Below are 16,061 nucleotides of genomic sequence, written 5' to 3'. Positions count from 1 at the left end.
CACCGGGGTTATTCGCATCCAGGTGTCGCCCTTGCTTCGACTTCTTTGCATTTTTCTGGCCTTCACGGCCATGACCCTGCCGTCGGCCGCGCTGGCGGTGACAGTGAGCGTGCAGGTCAACAGCAACACTGACGATGCTGAGGAAGACCTGCCGGCAAGCGATGGCAGTGTCAGTCGCGGCAGCTCCGACCTGGAACTGGCCTATGAGGGCAGTCAGCCACAGCTGATTGGCATGCGGTTTCGCAATATTGCCGTGCCGGCCGGCGTTACCATTCTGAATGCCTACATCCAGTTCACGGTTGACGAAACCGATAGCGGCAGCACAAACCTGAACATTTTTGGCGAAGCCAGCGACGATGCGGGCGGCATCGGCGGCGGCACGCATGAATTATCGAACCGTCCACGTACGGCTGCCAATACAGCCTGGAACAACGTTCCGCCGTGGAACACTGTCGGCGCGGCCGGCCCCGACCAACGCACCAGCAACATCGCCAACATCATTCAGGAAATCACTGATCGCCCCGGATGGGCCAGCGGCAACGACATGCTGATCATGATCGAGCCGGGCAGCGGTTGTACGTCGTCGGCCTGCCAGCGCACGGCCGAATCACACAACGGCAGCAATGCCAACGCGCCGATACTGGTTATTGAATACGTCACGGTGGTACCAAACACCGCCGACCTGGCTATCACAAAAACCGACGCCGCCGATCCGGTAGCGAATGGTGACATAGTGAACTACACAATTACGGTCACCAATAATGGTCCGCTCGACGCCACCGGCGTCACGGTTACCGATGTGTTGCCGGCCGGCGTCGGCTTTATCTCCGCCTCGGCGAGCCAGGGCAGTTGCAGTGAGAACCTTGGCACCGTCACCTGCAACATCGGTGCAGTCAGCGCAGGCAATAACGCAATGATTTACCTGGTGGTAACCATGCCTGCTGTCGGCGGTTCAATCACCAACACAGCATCGGTTACCGGTGACCAGCCTGATGCCAACCCGAACAACGACACCGCTTCGGAAACGACCAGCGTCCGGCCCCTTAACAGCAACCAGCTATGCTACTTGGTTGCCGATAGTGGCGGCGGCGGTGGTGGTGACGACCTGCTCACCCGTATCGACACATCGGATCCTGACCCGGCTACCAACGAAACCGACATCGGCTCCGGCACAGGCACCAGCGCCGTGGAGGCTATAGCCTGGGACGCTGCTGCCGGCGTGCTCTATGGTGCCAATGCCGGGCGGCTGGGAACGATCAGCACCGTCAGTGGTGTGTTCACCAATCGACCGCAGTCGTTTGGCACCGGCAGTGGCTCGGCCGGCAACATCACGTTGGATGATATCGACGGACTGGCCTGGGATGCGACCAGCGGCTTACTCTATGGCTCGCACAGCCGCGGTGGCAATGACCTTCTGCTGGTGATCGACCCGGTCAGCGGCGCCCACATCCCGAATGCATTCGGGCCTGGCGTCGATTACGTCGAAATACAGCCGGTACTGGGTAATGACATCGTCGACGATATTGCGGTCGACCCCACCACCGGCGTCATGTATGCCGTCCTCAACTCGGGCGGGAATTCCGACCGGCTGATTATTATCGACAAGGCTAACGGTGCAACCACCGATATCGCGTTGCTGACCGTCCCGGATATCGAGGGCCTGGGTACGGACGCTTTTGGCCAGCTGTGGGGCACCAGCGGTACGCAGAATATTCTTTACGAGATCGACAAGAATACGGGCACCGGCTTCAACCCGCGCGCGCTGGACAATGGCAGCGATTACGAGGCGGTAGACTGCTATGCATCTTCGCCATCGGTTGTTGCTGATATCGGCGTTGTCAAAATCGTCGACGACCCTGCGCCGGCACCTGCTGACAACATCGCTTACACGATTACTGTGAGCAATGCCGGGACGGGCAATGCATCGATACTGCAGATAAGCGACGTGTTACCGGCCGGCGTTACCTACACCAGCAGCTCGACAGCGACCGGTGTCTATGACCCATCCAGCGGGGTGTGGTTTATCGGCACACTCGCTGCGGGCGCATCAACCATTTTGCAAATTAATGCGGATGTCGATACCGACGTCGATGGCAGCACTATCACTAATACAGCCAGCGTGCTGACGCTGTTCCAGATCGATCCGAATCCGGCCAATGACTCTGACTCGGCCGACATAAATCCTGCCGTTCCGGTAATCAGCTCATTCAAGCAGGTTACCACCCTGTCAGATCCGTTTAGCACCGGCGGCAATCCCAAAGCGTTGCCGGGCGCGATCGTCGAGTACCGCATCGAGGTCAGCAACGCCGGCACCGGCCTTACCGACTCGGGATCGCTTATCGTCACCGACCAGATTCCGGCAAACCTGGCGCTGGTCGTCAGCGATTTTGATGCGACGAACCCTGGTCCGGTCGCATTTGTCGATGGCTCGCCAGCCAGCGGGCTCAGCTACAGTTTTATCAGCCTGGGCGACGCCACTGATGACATTCGCTTTTCAAACGATGGTGGCGTCTCGTTCAGTTACACACCGGTAGACAGCGGTAATGGCACTGACCCTGCCGTCACCCACTTCCAGGTGCAGCTTGGCGGAAGTTTCCTGGCCGCTGCGGCCGGTGACCGTCAATTCGAACTGCGGTTCAAGGCCGAGGTTCAATAGCAACAGGGGGCGTCTCTGCGTCGGGGCTGCTGATACGCACCGCCTCCAGGTGGGCACAAAGCTGCTGTAGCCCCTGCAGCATGCGGGTGCTCGGCCGACTCACCAGCGACGCATCGACTGTATACAGCGCCTCGCCCGCAACCGCTGCCATGTCGGCCCAGCGGTGCCACTGCTGCAGCTCGCCACCGGGCATGGCAGCGATAATCACCTGCGGATCCCGGGCCAGTACCGCCTCGAGGCTGACAGCCGGTGCCAGCTGTTCCAGGTCGGCAAAGACATTCTGCCCCCCGCACAGCCTGATCATTTCACTGATCGGATGGCGTCCGCCTACCGTATAAAGTGGTTGCGGCGAGATCTGGTAGAACACCCGCAGAGGCCTGCCGGTCATGCTTTGCCGACGACGCTGCTCCAGCACCTGCAGGTACTCGTCGGCCATTGCCCGGGCCACAGTTTCGTGCCCTGTCAGCGCACCGATCTGCACCAGGTTGGCAGCCACGTCTGTCAGCGCGTCAGCTGGCAGACTGACTACGCGATAACCGCGATCGAGCAGCTGGTTGACCGTCTCTGCAGGATTACCCCCCGCCCACGCCAGCACCAGGTCAGGCTCGACGGCTGCCAGGCGCTCCGGGTCGATACGAAACGCATCACCAATAACAGGCAGGGACTGCGCCGCCTCCGGGTAATCGCTGTGCGCCACCACGCCAACCAGCTGATTGCCGGCGCCGACAGTAAAAACCAGCTCGGTCAGGTGCGGCGCGAGCGTGACGATGCGACTGGCCGGGCCGATATCTGCCGGGCCTTCGTGCCGTTCGCCGGTACAGCCACCCAGGCAGGCAGCAACCAGCATCGCGGGCAGGAGCTTCACACGGCAAATCCGAAAATGGTCAGAATTGCTATTGCGGTCAGCCAGATCCACAGCGTGCGTGATACCAGGCTCATTGCGCTGCGCGCGCCACGAATCTCCAGGCTGCCCGGGTCGCCGGCTTCACCGACTACATTGCCCAGGGCGCCCAGACCGGCGCAGGCAATTACATCGTCGTTCACATGGAAAAAATTCTCGGCACAGTCATTGTAGTACTCGCGCCAGTCGGCAACGGCGCTCTCGAAACTGCCGGCGAGCGCAAATGACAGAGCCAGCAGCCGCGCTGCCGGCCAGGCAATGACGCCGTGCACCCTTTGCGCCACCTCCAGGTAGCGCGGCGTGGTGCCATCATCCTCAGCGGCCCGCCCCGCTTCGAACATCGCACGCCGCCGAAACATGTCTGTTACCCGAAACAGCCAGGCACCCGCCGGGCCCAGCAGCATGAACCACAGGACTACACCAAACAGGCGATTGTTTGACTGCACAAATATTGCTTCTTCAATCGCCAGCGATCGTTTTTTCTTTTCCCGGGGCGCTTCTGTCTCGAGCAGTTCCTTGGCAATCCGGTCGGCTCGCGCCGCGTCCCCGGACTGCAACGACTCTACGTAATCCTCGACCTCGTCCTCCAGGTCACGCGGGCCCAGCGAGAACAACAGCATGATTACGGCGAATGCCAGGTAAGGCAGGCCGAGCAACGTCTCGCGAAACACGATAGTGAAGGCGGCAACGGGAATTACCGGCACCAGTACGACAAGGGCTGCGCCGACGTGGCTGAGCCAGCCGTTGCCCAGCAGGCGCAGGCCGCGGTCAAAATAGCTATCGAGCCAGCGTGCCTCGCGCAGGTGAAACAGGTGCGTCAGGAATCGCTCGATGAACAGCCCCAGCGCCAACGCCAGCAGGTTCATTCATGCACCACTATCGCCATCATGCGGCTATCCTAACACCCCGTCCCGGGCCGGCTGCCCCAACAGCGCAGCAAGCTGTTGCCAGTCGAAATTCGGGCCGGGATCAGTCTTGCGGTCAGGTGCGATGTGGCAGTGACCAACGATCTGGTCAAGACGGATGCCCGGATAGACGGGCTCGAGCGCCAGGCACAACGCTGCAAGTTGTTCGTACTGTTCTGTGGTAAACGGCGTTTCGTCATCGCCTTCGAGCTCGATACCAATCGAAAAGTCGTTACAGGCAGCACGACCATTGTGACAGGACTCGCCGGCGTGCCATGCACGCTGGTCGAGCGGCACGAACTGGACCAGCTCGCCATCGCGGCGCACCAGCACGTGCGCCGATACCCGCAAATCAGCGATCCGGGCAAAATAGGGGTGCGCCGATGGCTGCAGGCTGTTGGTAAACAGCTGCTCTATGTGTGGCCCGCCGAACTGGCCTGGCGGCAGGCTGATGGCATGCACCACTACCAGCTCCGGCGCGCATCCCTCAGGACGGGCATCGTAATTGCTGGAAGCGACCTGACGGGCCTGTCGGATCAGCCCGGTTTCCGTATCAATGTCGACTGGCATGGCGGCATTGTACCGCCTTGCGCCGCGACGATGCGCTGGACAAAATAGCGTATGCGATCACACCGGGTATTTGTGCGACAGCCGCTGGCCGGGCACAACAGCATTACCGTCGACGCAGCAACATCGCACTACCTGACACGGGTCTTGCGCCTGCGTGCCGGAGCCGCCCTTACCGCTTTCGACGGTAACGGCGGGGAATACGCCGCAAACCTGGAGCGCGCGACGCGCGACGAAGCAGTATTGTCGATTGGCGCACACAGCGCGCGCGAAGCCGAGTCGCACCTGGCAATGACGCTGGCACAGGGCATCGCCCGCGGCGAACGCATGGACCAGGTGATCCAGAAAGCGACCGAACTCGGCGTGCAGAGCATTGTGCCATTGCTGACCGACCATACCGTTGTGCGGCTGGACAAAAAACGCGCTGCACGCCGTCATGCGCACTGGCTGAAAATCGCGGTGTCGGCGTGTGAGCAGTGCGGCCGAAATCGCATTCCCGCAATGGCATCACCGATGTCGATCGATGATTGGTTGCGCACGACTGATGAATCCGCGACACGTCTGATGCTGCAACCAGGCAGTACAACTGGCCTGGGTGCCCTCGGGGCAAAGCACGACAATGTCACTTTGTTGATTGGGCCGGAGGGCGGGCTGAGCGGGCGCGAGCAGGAGCTGGCGGCTGGCCGCGGCTTTGCAGCGGTGTCTCTAGGGCCACGGGTATTACGAACGGAAACCGCAGCCCTGGCAGCACTGGCGATACTGCAGTCGCGCTGGGGCGACGCCGGTTAGGCCGCCTTGTCCAGCTCCACGGCAATCATCGTTTCCAGAAGCTCCAGATCGGGTATCAGCGGGCGCTGGTTAACCATCCGCACCTGGCACAACACCGGGCTGTCGGCCGGCCAGTCGGAACCGGTATCGGGAGCGAGCACCGCGGGATTTACCCGCACCAGCTGCGGAAAGCCCTGCGTTACCAGCCCGAAATAGCCGGTACGCAACTTGTCGCTGATTGCGCGGAAGACAACCACGCGTGAACGCGGGCCGGTGCGTGGCATTGCCTCACCGCAGGCGCCCTCGAACGAGATAAGCGGAATGGTGCGACCATTCCACTCCATCCTGCCAAGCAGCCAGTGTGGCGCTCCGTTGACCGGCTCGGGCTGGTTGTATCCGGCGACTTCCGCAATACAGGCACGCGGCACCACCAGCCGGCCCTCCGCGAGAGGCACCAGCAGGCTGTACAGCTCTTCGACCGCGGCAGTCATGATACGGCGGCCCGCTGTGCCAGCAGTGGTCTGATCGCTTCCAGCAACTGCGCCTCCTGGTAGGGCTTGCCGAGATAGGCATTGACCCCGATCTCGATAGCACGATTGCGATGCTTGTCGCCAACCCGCGAGGTCACCATGACGATAGGAACACCCTGCAGTCGCGGGCTGTTACGCACATGGGTCGCAACCTCGTAACCGTCCATACGTGGCATTTCGATGTCCAGCAGTATCAGGTCGGGCAAAAATTCCTGCATGGCGGCGACAGCATCGACACCATCTTTGGCCGTCGTCACGCGCATATCGTTGCGTTCCAGCAGCCGCTGGGTCACCCGGCGCACGGTTATTGAGTCGTCAACTACCAGCACCGCAGGGCGCTCGTCGCGTGGCTGCGGTGGCGGCTCCTGCAGCACCCGGGCAGGACGTGCACTGCGTACCAGCGCGTTGACATCCAGTATCACCACGATGCTGCCATCGCCAAGTATGGTGGCCCCCGCGACACCGCGTACTGCGGCGATTTGCGGCCCCACAGGTTTGACCACGATTTCGCGGCTGCCAACAATCTCGTCGGCAATCAGCGCGGTGGAATGCTCGCCGGCACGAACCAGCACCAGCGGCACTGAACTGCCGGCCCCATCGAGATCGGTACCGTGCCCGCCGAGCAGGTGACCAAGATGCTGGAACCTGTACAGGTGATCGCCGTATTCGAGCTGCGGCTCACTGGCCTCAAGATATTCGCGCAGCTCGCCAACCGGCAGGCGCGCAACGCCAGCAAGCGTTGGCACCGGAATGGCATACAACTCCTCGTGGGTGCGCACCAGCAATGCCTGGCTGATGGCCAGCGTCAGCGGCAGGCGTACCGTAAACGTTGCGCCCTGACCCGGGGTGGAGGCGATATCGAGCGAGCCACCGAGCTGCTTGACCACGTTGGCCACAATATCCATGCCGACGCCGCGTCCGGCCGCCTGCGTCACTTCGGTCGCGGTACTGAAGCCCGGCTCGAGTACCAGCTGCAGGATTTCACTGTCACTCAGCGCGGCGCTGCGGTTGATAAGGCCCTGTGCACTGGCACGCTCGCGTATTCGATCTACGTCAAGACCACGGCCATCATCACGAAATACGATGATCATCTCCGAGCCTTCGCGAGCCAGGCTGATGTCGATGGTGCCGACGGCCGGCTTGCCCATGCGCTCACGCTCGTCTACCGGCTCGATACCGTGCACCACGGCGTTACGCAGCATGTGCTCGAACGGCGGCAACATGCGCTCGAGCACCTGCCGGTCGAGTTCGCCACCTCCGTCGACTTTCAGCTCCGCACGTTTTCCTGTTTCGCCAGCGATCTGCCGCACCAGCCGGCTGAAGCGTGGAACATGACGCTGGAACGGAATCATGCGGGTACGCATGAGTCCGTCCTGTAATTCGGTGGTTACCCGTGACTGCTGTACCAGCAGGGTTTCCGCATCGCGGGTGAGCTCCTCCAGCAGGCCCTGGATACTGCTCAGGTCGCTGACCGATTCTGCCAGCGCGCGTGACAGCTGCTGGATGAGCGAGTAACGATCCATCTCCAGCGGGTCGAATTCGGTGCGCGTCTCGGTATCGTCATGATGCTTGTGCAGGATGTGCGCTTCGGTTTCCATTTCCAGCTTGCGCAGCTGTTCGCGCAGGCGCGTTACCGTCTGCGCCAGCTCGGCGGTATTGAAACCTATCGTGCTGATCTGTTGTTCCAGCCGCGAGTGATAAATGCTCACTTCGCCGACGTTGTTTAGCAAATCATCAAGCAGCTCTGCCGAGACCCGCGCAAACTCGCGGCGCTCGCCGGATTCATCGGTGAACAGCTCTTTAGCGGCCGAAAGCTGCTCGTCCGACTCTGCAGGCTCTTCTGCGGGCAGCTCCGGTTCCGGAGGTGGTGCTGCAGCCACCGGTTCTGCCGGCTCCGGCTCCGGTTCCGGCGGTCGGGCGAACTGCTCAGCGGCGGGCGCGGCAACCGGCGCCGCCAGGGCATGGATACGCTCCAGCAGATCGTCTGCCTCCCGCACTTCACGCCGGCCACGCAATGCGTCGGCCATCGCGTGCATGCGATCGAGACTTTCCTGGACAACACCCAATACCCTGCCATCGGTCTCGACGCGACCACCTTCAACAGCGATCAGCAGTGATTCGAGCTCGTGCGAGAGGTCGCCGATAGGACTGACACCCGCCATGCGTGCGCCACCTTTGAGTGTGTGCAGCTGACGCTGCAGTTCGCTGATCGCCACGCGGTTGGTCGCGGCCTGGCCAAGCCCCTGGAAGGAAATATCGGCGGCTTCCAGGATCTGTGTTGCCTCGTCACCGAATATCGATGCGATCTCGTCTGCACCCTCGTCCACAGGTGGTGCAGCTACATGAGCGGCAACCTGTTCCGACGCAGGCTCGTCTGCTACTTCGAGCGCTGCAATGCGCTCAGCCAACGCTGTCGTATCCGGCGCTGGCGCATCCTCATTGATCGTTTCGACTATCGCCCGAATCGTGCTGACCGCATCACCCAGGACTGCCAGCGCTTCCTCCGGCATTTGCGAGTCTTCGTCGTGAACACCGCGGATGTACTTGTTGACCGGGTCAGCAATTGCCGCAACATCGCGCGCGCCGGCCATATTGGCGCTGCCACTGAGCGTGTGCCATGCGCGCTGCAGGGTGTCGGTCGCCGGACACGGGCCACCCGCTTCTGCAGCATCGGTCAGGAACGCGTCGATGGCCTGCAGGTGCACATCGGTTTCATTACGGAAAATCTCGTAGAGCACCGGGTCCATACCGCGTGCCGGCGCCTCTGGCGCCACGGGAGCGGCGGGCGTAACTGGCGGTTGTACCGCTGCCGCTGGCTCTTCGCCTCGCGCCAGGGCCTGAGCCCGGTTCGCAATGCCTTCAACATCACCTTGTGGTTCAGTACCGACTTCCAGCTGCTCGAGCAACGAAGGCAGCGTGTCCGCTGCATCCTGCATGACCTGTATTACACCGGTACTGGCTGGCACCGTGCCGTTGAGCACCCTGTTACAAAGATCCTCCAGCGCCCAGGCAAACTCACCTATGCGCTGCGCGCCCACCATGCGGCCACTGCCCTTCAGGGTGTGGTAGGAGCGACGCAGCAACACTATTGGCTCTTCATCCTGCGACTCAATCCATACCGGCAGGTTCTTCCGGATAGCGAATATCTCTTCGCGAGCCTCGTCGATAAAGGTTTCCAGCAGCTCCGGATCGATGCTGTCGCTGTCGATTACCACGGGTTCGGTCTGCGCCGGCGTCGCGGCCGGTGCCGGCTCCGGTTCTGCTGCCGGCGTTTCGATCTCGACCGCAGCTTCGCGCCCGGCCGGAGCGATTACATCGAGACAGGCATCGGCGTTGTCCAGCATGTACCACGGGTCGCCACGATCCTTGTGTAGCGAATCGAGGTAATACTCCACACTGACGATTGCGTCGGCCAGGCGGTCCAGATGGTCATCAGTGACGTCCTCCGGCTCGCTGCCTCGCAGTTCGCCACGCGTGTAGTCGGCTACCCGGTCGATAACGCTCACTGCGCGTGTCTTGCCGAGCATGAGCAGGCCAGCGTTTATCGCCCGCAACAAATCCGCAACGTTGTCCAGCGCCTGGGTATTTGCAGCAGCAAACTGCGATATCGATTCTTTTACCCGCGACAGGTTCACCAGGCATTCGCGGATTACCGCCCGCGCCACCGCGCGGAAGTCGCTCTCCCGCAGCGACTGCGAGTCATCCGTCGCGTCATCGTCATCACGGACCACCGGATCGGGCCGGACCAAATCGAGCAACTCGTGATCGAGGCCATCCTCGATCGACAGCAGTACTGCGGCCGAAGCCATCATTTCGTCGTCGGCGACCTGTGTCTCGCCGCTGACCCACTGCGCAATACGGTCGCGCTCGGCCAGCACCGCTGCACGCAGATCACCGAGGCCCAGCATTGCCAGGGTGTCGGCAATGCGCTTCAGGGTGTCGTTCTGTGCCGCAAGGTCGGCCATATCTTTCTTGCCGGTACGGACGTAGATATCGAGCACGTCTTTGACTTGCCCGAGATCCTGCCGGATAGCCGCACCCACGGTTTCCATCAGGTGGGTGCTGGGCGCTGCCAGGCTGCTGCGCGCAGCTTCTACCTGATCGGCACCGGGCAGAACTTCGGCCAGGCTGAACGACTGCTTGACCTCTGTGATGAGCGGCCCATTCGAGTTGGCGCGCGCGGCATAGTAAAGAAGGTTATTGATGAGCTGCGACGGCGGATCGACGTTGAAACTTGCCTCGCCCTCATCGATCAGCCGCTTCAGGCAGCGATCCGACTGGCCGAGCAATCGCTTTACCGCGACGCTGCTGTCGAGGCCATCATCGCGCAGGGTCTCGGTAATCGCGCCCGCCACCCAGAACAACTGATACAAGGCCTCACTCGATGCTGCCTGCTGGATGTTCTCGGCAATCGCGCCCATGGTGGCCAGATTGCTGTCGATATGTTCGCCACGCAGCCAGCCAAGCAGGGTCGCCTGGTAGCGCGGACGCAGTTTTTTCGCAACGGCGACGACATCCTCACCGCTGGGTTCCGGTTTACCAACCGGCTCACCGCCGGAATCCATGTTGAGAATGAACAGCGTATTTTCCGACAGCAACGGGCTGCCGCGTACCGCGCGCAGGTCATTCAGCAATGGCAGCAGCACCAGTGGAATATCACGGCCGCCGTTCTGCACCCGATCCAGGTAGGTTGGCATCTGCACCATGGCGCGTGACAAGGCATCCAGGCCCTCGCGCGAATCTTTTATGCTCTCTTCGTAAAGCGCTGTGGCAACGTAGACCATCTCTTCGGCCAGCTGCGCCGCGCCGTGCACCTCGACCAGACGCAGTGCGCCATGCACTTTGTGCAACTCGGCGGAGACTTCCGCCAGCGGCTCGCGCTGCTCGGGTGCTTCGACAAAACGCTCCAGTCCGGCGCGCGCCTCACGCAGCGAAGCGGTCAGTTCGGCGCCAATCCAGCGCAGACCCTCCGCGGTATCGCAAACCTGTACCGACATCAGCGGACCTTAGCCCGTCACTTCTGCAGCAGATTTCCTGGCCTTCCCTGGTGGTGCGCTCATCCCCGGTACCGAAGCTGGCGGTTTGTCGGGCAGGGTAAAGCCTGCTACCGAGCGACGCAGTTCCGTTGCCATCTCGGCCAGCTTGGCAATTGCCGTTGACGTGGCATTGCTGCCCTCTGCCGTCTGTGAACTGATTTCCTGTAATACACCCATGTTGCGTGTCATGTCGGCCGCGGCGGTTGCCTGGGTCCGTGCGCTGCCGGAAATATTCTGCACCAGGCTGGCAATCTGGTTCGAAACTTTTTCGATTTCGTCCAAGGCGCTGCCGGCATTCTCGGCCAGCAATGCACCGCTGACTACGTCGGTAGTGCTGCGCTCCATCGAAACAACTGCTTCGTTGGTGTCAGACTGAATGGTATTTACCAGCACTTCGATCTGCTTCGTCGCATTGGCCGAACGCTCAGCCAGCCGCTGCACTTCGTCGGCAACGACAGCAAAACCACGCCCGGCCTCGCCAGCCATCGATGCCTGAATCGAGGCATTCAATGCCAGAATGTTGGTTTGCTCCGCGATGTCATTAATCAGCTCGACTATGTTGCCAATCTCCTGCGAGCTCTCGCCCAGCCGCTTGATTCGCTTGGAGGTCTCCTGAATCGTCTCGCGTATCGTGTTCATGCCGTCAATCGTGCGGCGCACGGCTTCGCCACCCTTGTGCGCGACCTCGACCGAGTGCCGGGCAACTTCAGATGAGCGCTCTGCATTGTGCGACACCTCTTCGATCGACTCGGCCATGTCGGAAATCGACTTTGTCGCTGCAGTGACCTGGCTCGACTGATTCTCGCTTGCCTGTGCCAGGTGTGATGCAGATGCCTGGGTCTGGCGTGCGGCCTCATCAACCTGGGAAGCCGCCTCGTCAATGGTAGTCACCAGATCACGCAGGGCCTCGATAGCGTAGTTGATCGAATCGGCAATAGCGCCGGTAATATCTTCGGAAACCGTCGCCTGAACGGTCAGGTCGCCGTCGGCAAGACTGCCCAGCTCGTCCAGCAGGCGCAATATTGCGTCCTGGTTGCGGGTGCTTTGTTCAACCTCGAATGCTGCGGCTTTTTGCGCCCCTGCAGCCCGACGCGATAACAGCGCGATTATCAGGAACAGCAATGCCGCGCCGGCGAGCAGGGCCAGCGGCACAAACCAGGGCAGCGCAACGCTTGCCGTGTCGGCGCCGGACGTGGTGGTGTCATCGACGATGACATCGCTGGCGGCTGCAATGGCGTCAGCATTGCCGAGCAACCCACCGAACTTTTCAGCTGTGACAATACTCTCGCGCACCGCTGCGCTGAGTCGATCGTAAATACCCTTGATGTCTGCCGCCTTTGCCTGCGGCGCGGCACCCTGCACAGCGGAAATGCCCAGGGTTGCGTCACCCTGCGATAACGCCCGCACAAACTGGCTGAGGTACTCATCGGTGCCAGCCAGCCGCCCGGCCAGCCGGGCAGGTTCACCCGCTGCCGCTGCCAGTGCCACGATATCCTGCTCCAGCCGCTGCGCGTTGATCTCAAAGCGCTGCATCTCATCGATCAGGCGTGCCTGGCCGGGCATCGCCGCCAGCTCTCCCATCTCGGTAAGCAGCGCCGGTAGATCGCTCGTCACGCTGGTTGCAGCCCGCTGTACGATGCCAACCGATTCGCGTCCAGCCAGCAATGCGTCGGTGTTGGTGACAAGATCATTCCAGCTGCTGCGCAATGCGGCAGTCTGCGTCGGAGCGCCGACGTTGCGCATTTGCGGCAGCATCGATTCGAGTTCGCCAAACGCCGTCGCGTCGCCACCCATGGCCTGTTGCGCCCGCAGCGCCGCAGCAGCCGCAAGCGACTCACGCTGCAGCGTGGTCTGCAGTGCCTGGCTGCCCGTGGTATCCGGGCGCGTCAGGTAGATACTTGCTGCCGCCAGTCCCAGTATCACCAACAACAGCCCGCCCAGCACTGGCAGGAGCTTCGTACCCGATGTCTTGTTCGCCATAGCCGTATTTTCCGTCAATTTGTTCCGCGTTTATTCCGCAGCCTGCAGAAAACGCTCACTCTCCACTAAATCAGTCAATCCCAACACCGGTATCACTTTGCCATCGCGGCTGAACGCGCCGGTAATCAGGGTCTTGTATTCATGTGCGGCCACTTCACTCATCGGCGCCCTCTCCGAATCGGCGTAGCGACGAAACCCGAGCACCTCATCGACAATCAGGCCGGCGGGTATCTGGCGGTGATTGACCACCAGCACTCGCGATGCACGGGTAGGACGGCTGCTCTGTGTATGCATGAATGCGCGCATGTCGGTAAGCGGCAGCAGCTGGCCGCGAATATTGGCCAGGCCGCTGATCCAGAACACCGCGCCAGGCACCCGCGTCGTGGCAGGTATCGGCAGCACTTCGCGCACCTCGTCGCGCGACGCCAGCAAATCGAGTTCGCCAATGCGAAACGCTACTCCAACCCATTCATCGCTGGCACTGCCTGGCGTATCACTACCGACTGCAGCGGCCCGACTGCGTCGCTCCAGTTCCTGCAGTAGTTCAAACGGTCTGTCTTTCCAGGCGCGCAGCTCGGATTCGGTCATCGTCAGCCGCCCAGGACTTCGCGTGTTTTGCCGACGAGCTCCTGCTCGCTGACCGGCTTGACCAGGTAATCGACTGCGCCCTGGCGCAAGCCCCAGATGCGATCGGTCTCCTGGTCTTTGGTAGTCACCATCACAATCGGAATGGCAGCGGTTGCCGGGTCGCGCGACAGTTCGCGGGTGGCCTGGAAGCCGTTCAGACCCGGCATCACGACGTCCATGAGAATGAGGTCGGGCCGGTTGTCTCGTGCCTTTGCCAGACCTTCCTCACCATCACCAGCCGAATCGGTGGTGAAGCCGTGCTTTTCCAGCGCCGTCTTCATTACGTGCACCTCGGTCGGCGAATCGTCGACGATCAGCACGAGCGCCATGGCATGAATCCGTTTTGCAGGTGGCAATACACAGGATCAGCGGCTGACATGACGCTGAATAGCGCCGAGCAGCTCATCCTTGGTGAATGGCTTGGTCAGATACTGCTCGGACCCGACGATGCGGCCGCGCGCACGATCAAACAGGCCGTCCTTGCTCGACAGCATGATGACCGGTGTGGATTTGAATAACTTGTTGTGCTTGATCAGCGAGCAGGTCTGGTAACCATCCAGCCGCGGCATCATGATGTCGACGAACACGATGTCGGGGTGATGATCGGCAACCTTCGATAGCGCATCGAAACCATCCTCGGCTGTGAACACCTCACATCCTTCCTTGGACAGCAGCGTCTCGGCAGTACGCCGTATGGTCTTGCTGTCATCGATGACGAGTACCTTGAGCCCGCTAAGCCCGCGCTGCTGCGCTTCCGCCACATGACCTCCGATATCGGCGGGATTCGCCCGCGTTCCTAAAAAAACGAAATGTGCTGCCGAACCCCGGTGAGTCGGGCTCGGCCGCCCGCCCGGGGCACCGCCCCCGTTCAGACCAGATTAGCCGGAAAACACAGGTTTTTTACCACATTGGCCCCAACGGGGCTACGCTCCAATACCGTATTTTACGGAATGGGACGATCGCCGTCGCGGTTGCGCCCGCCGGCCCGATGGTGATAGGGATAATTCCCTGTAACGCAGGCTTTTGCGAAGGATGAGCCAGATGCCACCAAAGCCAACCCGCAGCGACACCGGTAGCGGACAAACGCCGGTTTGCGCAACCAGCCGAGCCGCCCGATGACCGTGCAGCTCGGTGTCGTCATGGATCCGATCGGCAGCATCAAGCCGGTCAAGGATTCCACATTCGCCATGCTGCTTGCCGCCCGGCGACGTGGCTGGTCAGTCTGGTACATGTTGCCGGAGGACATCTGGCTGGAGGACGGCGTGGCCAGCGCACGAATGCGGGCCCTGACGGTTCAGGACGATCTCGCCGACTGGTACGACATCGGCGAAGAACGAACTGCGCCACTGGCGGAACTCGATATTGTCCTGATGCGCAAGGACCCGCCATTCGACATGGAGTACATCTACGCAACCTACATCCTGGAGATTGCCGAAAGCGCCGGCGTAGTTGTAAGCAACCCGCCACAGGCGCTGCGTGATATCAATGAGAAGGCCGCGATTGCGTGGTTTCCGGAGCTGGCGCCGGCGACGCTGATTACGCGGTCGATGAAACAAATGCGACGCTTTGCCGATGCCCACGGCAAAGTCGTGTTCAAGCCGCTTGATGGGATGGGCGGAAAATCTATTTTCGTGGTGTCGGCGAAAGACCCTAACACCAACGTCATTCTCGAAACTCTCACCGACTACGGCAAACGTTTCGCCATGGCACAGGCATTCGTGCCGGATATCAGCGCCGGCGACAAACGAATCCTGCTGGTAGATGGCGAGCCGGTGCCCTATGCGCTGGCTCGTATTCCGGCAGCCGGTGAGAACCGCGGCAATCTTGCGGCAGGCGCCACCGCCGTCGGCCAGCCATTAAGTGCAGCCGATATCAGGCTGGCGGAAGCGATTGGCCCGGCGATGGTCGAGCGTAGCCTGGTATTTGTCGGTATCGATGTAATTGGCGACCGTCTGACCGAGATAAACATTACCAGTCCGACCTGTATTCGGGAGCTGGACGCCGAATTCGGTCTGGACATCGCCGGTGATTACATGGCCGCACTGGAAAAACGCCTCACGCGGTAAGCAACGGCATAATCCCGCCGGCCGC

The 16,061-nt window shown here is 61.4% G+C and carries 12 protein-coding genes; 3 read left to right on the top strand and 9 right to left on the bottom strand.

Annotated elements, in window-relative coordinates; all coding sequences use genetic code 11:
* Positions 1 to 31 precede the first annotated feature (31 nt).
* A complete protein-coding gene (locus tag HKN06_06860) occupies positions 32 to 2,656 on the top strand; it encodes a DUF11 domain-containing protein (protein ID NNF61036.1) in 2,625 nt (874 codons plus the stop codon).
* Here the strand turns inward: HKN06_06860 and HKN06_06855 are convergent.
* The 3 genes from HKN06_06855 to ampD are packed head-to-tail and all read right to left on the bottom strand — an operon-like array spanning position 2,637 to position 5,032.
* A complete protein-coding gene (locus tag HKN06_06855) occupies positions 2,637 to 3,521 on the bottom strand; it encodes a cobalamin-binding protein (GenBank protein ID NNF61035.1) in 885 nt (294 codons plus the stop codon). The two genes, HKN06_06860 and HKN06_06855, sit on opposite strands and share 20 nt — an antisense overlap.
* Positions 3,518 to 4,423, bottom strand: a complete 906-nt coding sequence (gene ampE / locus HKN06_06850; protein ID NNF61034.1) for a regulatory signaling modulator protein AmpE — start codon at positions 4,421 to 4,423, stop codon at positions 3,518 to 3,520. The genes HKN06_06855 and ampE overlap by 4 nt, the downstream gene beginning before the upstream one ends.
* A 27-nt stretch (positions 4,424 to 4,450) precedes the next feature.
* Positions 4,451 to 5,032: a 1,6-anhydro-N-acetylmuramyl-L-alanine amidase AmpD gene (gene ampD, locus HKN06_06845; protein ID NNF61033.1), complete on the bottom strand. Its 582-nt coding sequence runs from the start codon at positions 5,030 to 5,032 to the stop codon at positions 4,451 to 4,453.
* 51 nt (positions 5,033 to 5,083) lie between these two features.
* Here ampD and HKN06_06840 point away from each other — a divergent pair, with 51 nt between their 5' ends.
* On the top strand, positions 5,084 to 5,818 hold the full coding sequence (locus tag HKN06_06840; protein NNF61032.1) for a 16S rRNA (uracil(1498)-N(3))-methyltransferase: 735 nt from the start codon (positions 5,084 to 5,086) through the stop codon (positions 5,816 to 5,818).
* Here the strand turns inward: HKN06_06840 and HKN06_06835 are convergent.
* Genes HKN06_06835 through HKN06_06810 form a run of 6 tightly spaced genes read right to left on the bottom strand, consistent with a single transcriptional unit; the run spans position 5,815 to position 14,731 of the window.
* Positions 5,815 to 6,288 carry a chemotaxis protein CheW gene (locus tag HKN06_06835; GenBank protein ID NNF61031.1) on the bottom strand — a complete coding sequence of 158 codons (474 nt, stop codon included), beginning with the start codon at positions 6,286 to 6,288 and terminating at the stop codon, positions 5,815 to 5,817. The genes HKN06_06840 and HKN06_06835 overlap by 4 nt on opposite strands.
* Complete coding sequence (locus HKN06_06830) at positions 6,285 to 11,324, bottom strand: response regulator (GenBank protein ID NNF61030.1); 5,040 nt, start codon at positions 11,322 to 11,324, stop codon at positions 6,285 to 6,287. Before HKN06_06830 ends, HKN06_06835 begins: the two co-directional genes overlap by 4 nt.
* 9 nt (positions 11,325 to 11,333) lie before the next feature.
* A complete protein-coding gene (locus HKN06_06825) occupies positions 11,334 to 13,343 on the bottom strand; it encodes a methyl-accepting chemotaxis protein (protein NNF61029.1) in 2,010 nt (669 codons plus the stop codon).
* Between the two features lie 30 nt (positions 13,344 to 13,373).
* Positions 13,374 to 13,931 (bottom strand): purine-binding chemotaxis protein CheW, encoded by a 558-nt coding sequence (locus tag HKN06_06820; GenBank protein NNF61028.1) that lies wholly within the window; start codon positions 13,929 to 13,931, stop codon positions 13,374 to 13,376.
* A 2-nt stretch (positions 13,932 to 13,933) separates the two neighbouring features.
* On the bottom strand, positions 13,934 to 14,299 hold the full coding sequence (locus tag HKN06_06815) for a response regulator (protein NNF61027.1): 366 nt from the start codon (positions 14,297 to 14,299) through the stop codon (positions 13,934 to 13,936).
* Positions 14,300 to 14,335: 36 nt separating this feature from the next.
* The gene (locus HKN06_06810) at positions 14,336 to 14,731 is read right to left on the bottom strand and encodes a response regulator (protein NNF61026.1); all 396 of its coding nucleotides are present in this window, start codon (positions 14,729 to 14,731) and stop codon (positions 14,336 to 14,338) included.
* A 354-nt stretch (positions 14,732 to 15,085) separates the two neighbouring features.
* On the opposite strand from HKN06_06810, the gene gshB reads away from it, so the two are divergent.
* Positions 15,086 to 16,036 carry a glutathione synthase gene (gshB, locus tag HKN06_06805; GenBank protein NNF61025.1) on the top strand — a complete coding sequence of 317 codons (951 nt, stop codon included), beginning with the start codon at positions 15,086 to 15,088 and terminating at the stop codon, positions 16,034 to 16,036.
* Positions 16,037 to 16,061 lie beyond the last annotated feature (25 nt).

The sequence above is a fragment of the Gammaproteobacteria bacterium genome (assembly GCA_013003425.1).
Lineage (GTDB): Bacteria > Pseudomonadota > Gammaproteobacteria > Steroidobacterales > JABDKV01 > JABDJB01.
Note: the sequence above shows the minus strand (reverse complement) of the source record. Positions and strands in the feature narration are given on the sequence as shown.

What these genes read in the sequence shown, in the direction of transcription:
- ampE (NNF61034.1), bottom strand. Translation starts at nt 4,423, where the DNA reads ATGAACCTGCTGGCGTTGGCGCTGGGGCTGTTCATCGAGCGATTCCTG.
- ampD (NNF61033.1), bottom strand. Translation starts at nt 5,032, where the DNA reads ATGCCAGTCGACATTGATACGGAAACCGGGCTGATCCGACAGGCCCGT.
- HKN06_06840 (NNF61032.1), top strand. Translation starts at nt 5,084, where the DNA reads ATGCGATCACACCGGGTATTTGTGCGACAGCCGCTGGCCGGGCACAAC.
- HKN06_06835 (NNF61031.1), bottom strand. Translation starts at nt 6,288, where the DNA reads ATGACTGCCGCGGTCGAAGAGCTGTACAGCCTGCTGGTGCCTCTCGCG.
- HKN06_06830 (NNF61030.1), bottom strand. Translation starts at nt 11,324, where the DNA reads ATGTCGGTACAGGTTTGCGATACCGCGGAGGGTCTGCGCTGGATTGGC.
- HKN06_06825 (NNF61029.1), bottom strand. Translation starts at nt 13,343, where the DNA reads ATGGCGAACAAGACATCGGGTACGAAGCTCCTGCCAGTGCTGGGCGGG.
- HKN06_06820 (NNF61028.1), bottom strand. Translation starts at nt 13,931, where the DNA reads ATGACCGAATCCGAGCTGCGCGCCTGGAAAGACAGACCGTTTGAACTA.
- HKN06_06815 (NNF61027.1), bottom strand. Translation starts at nt 14,299, where the DNA reads ATGGCGCTCGTGCTGATCGTCGACGATTCGCCGACCGAGGTGCACGTA.
- gshB (NNF61025.1), top strand. Translation starts at nt 15,086, where the DNA reads ATGACCGTGCAGCTCGGTGTCGTCATGGATCCGATCGGCAGCATCAAG.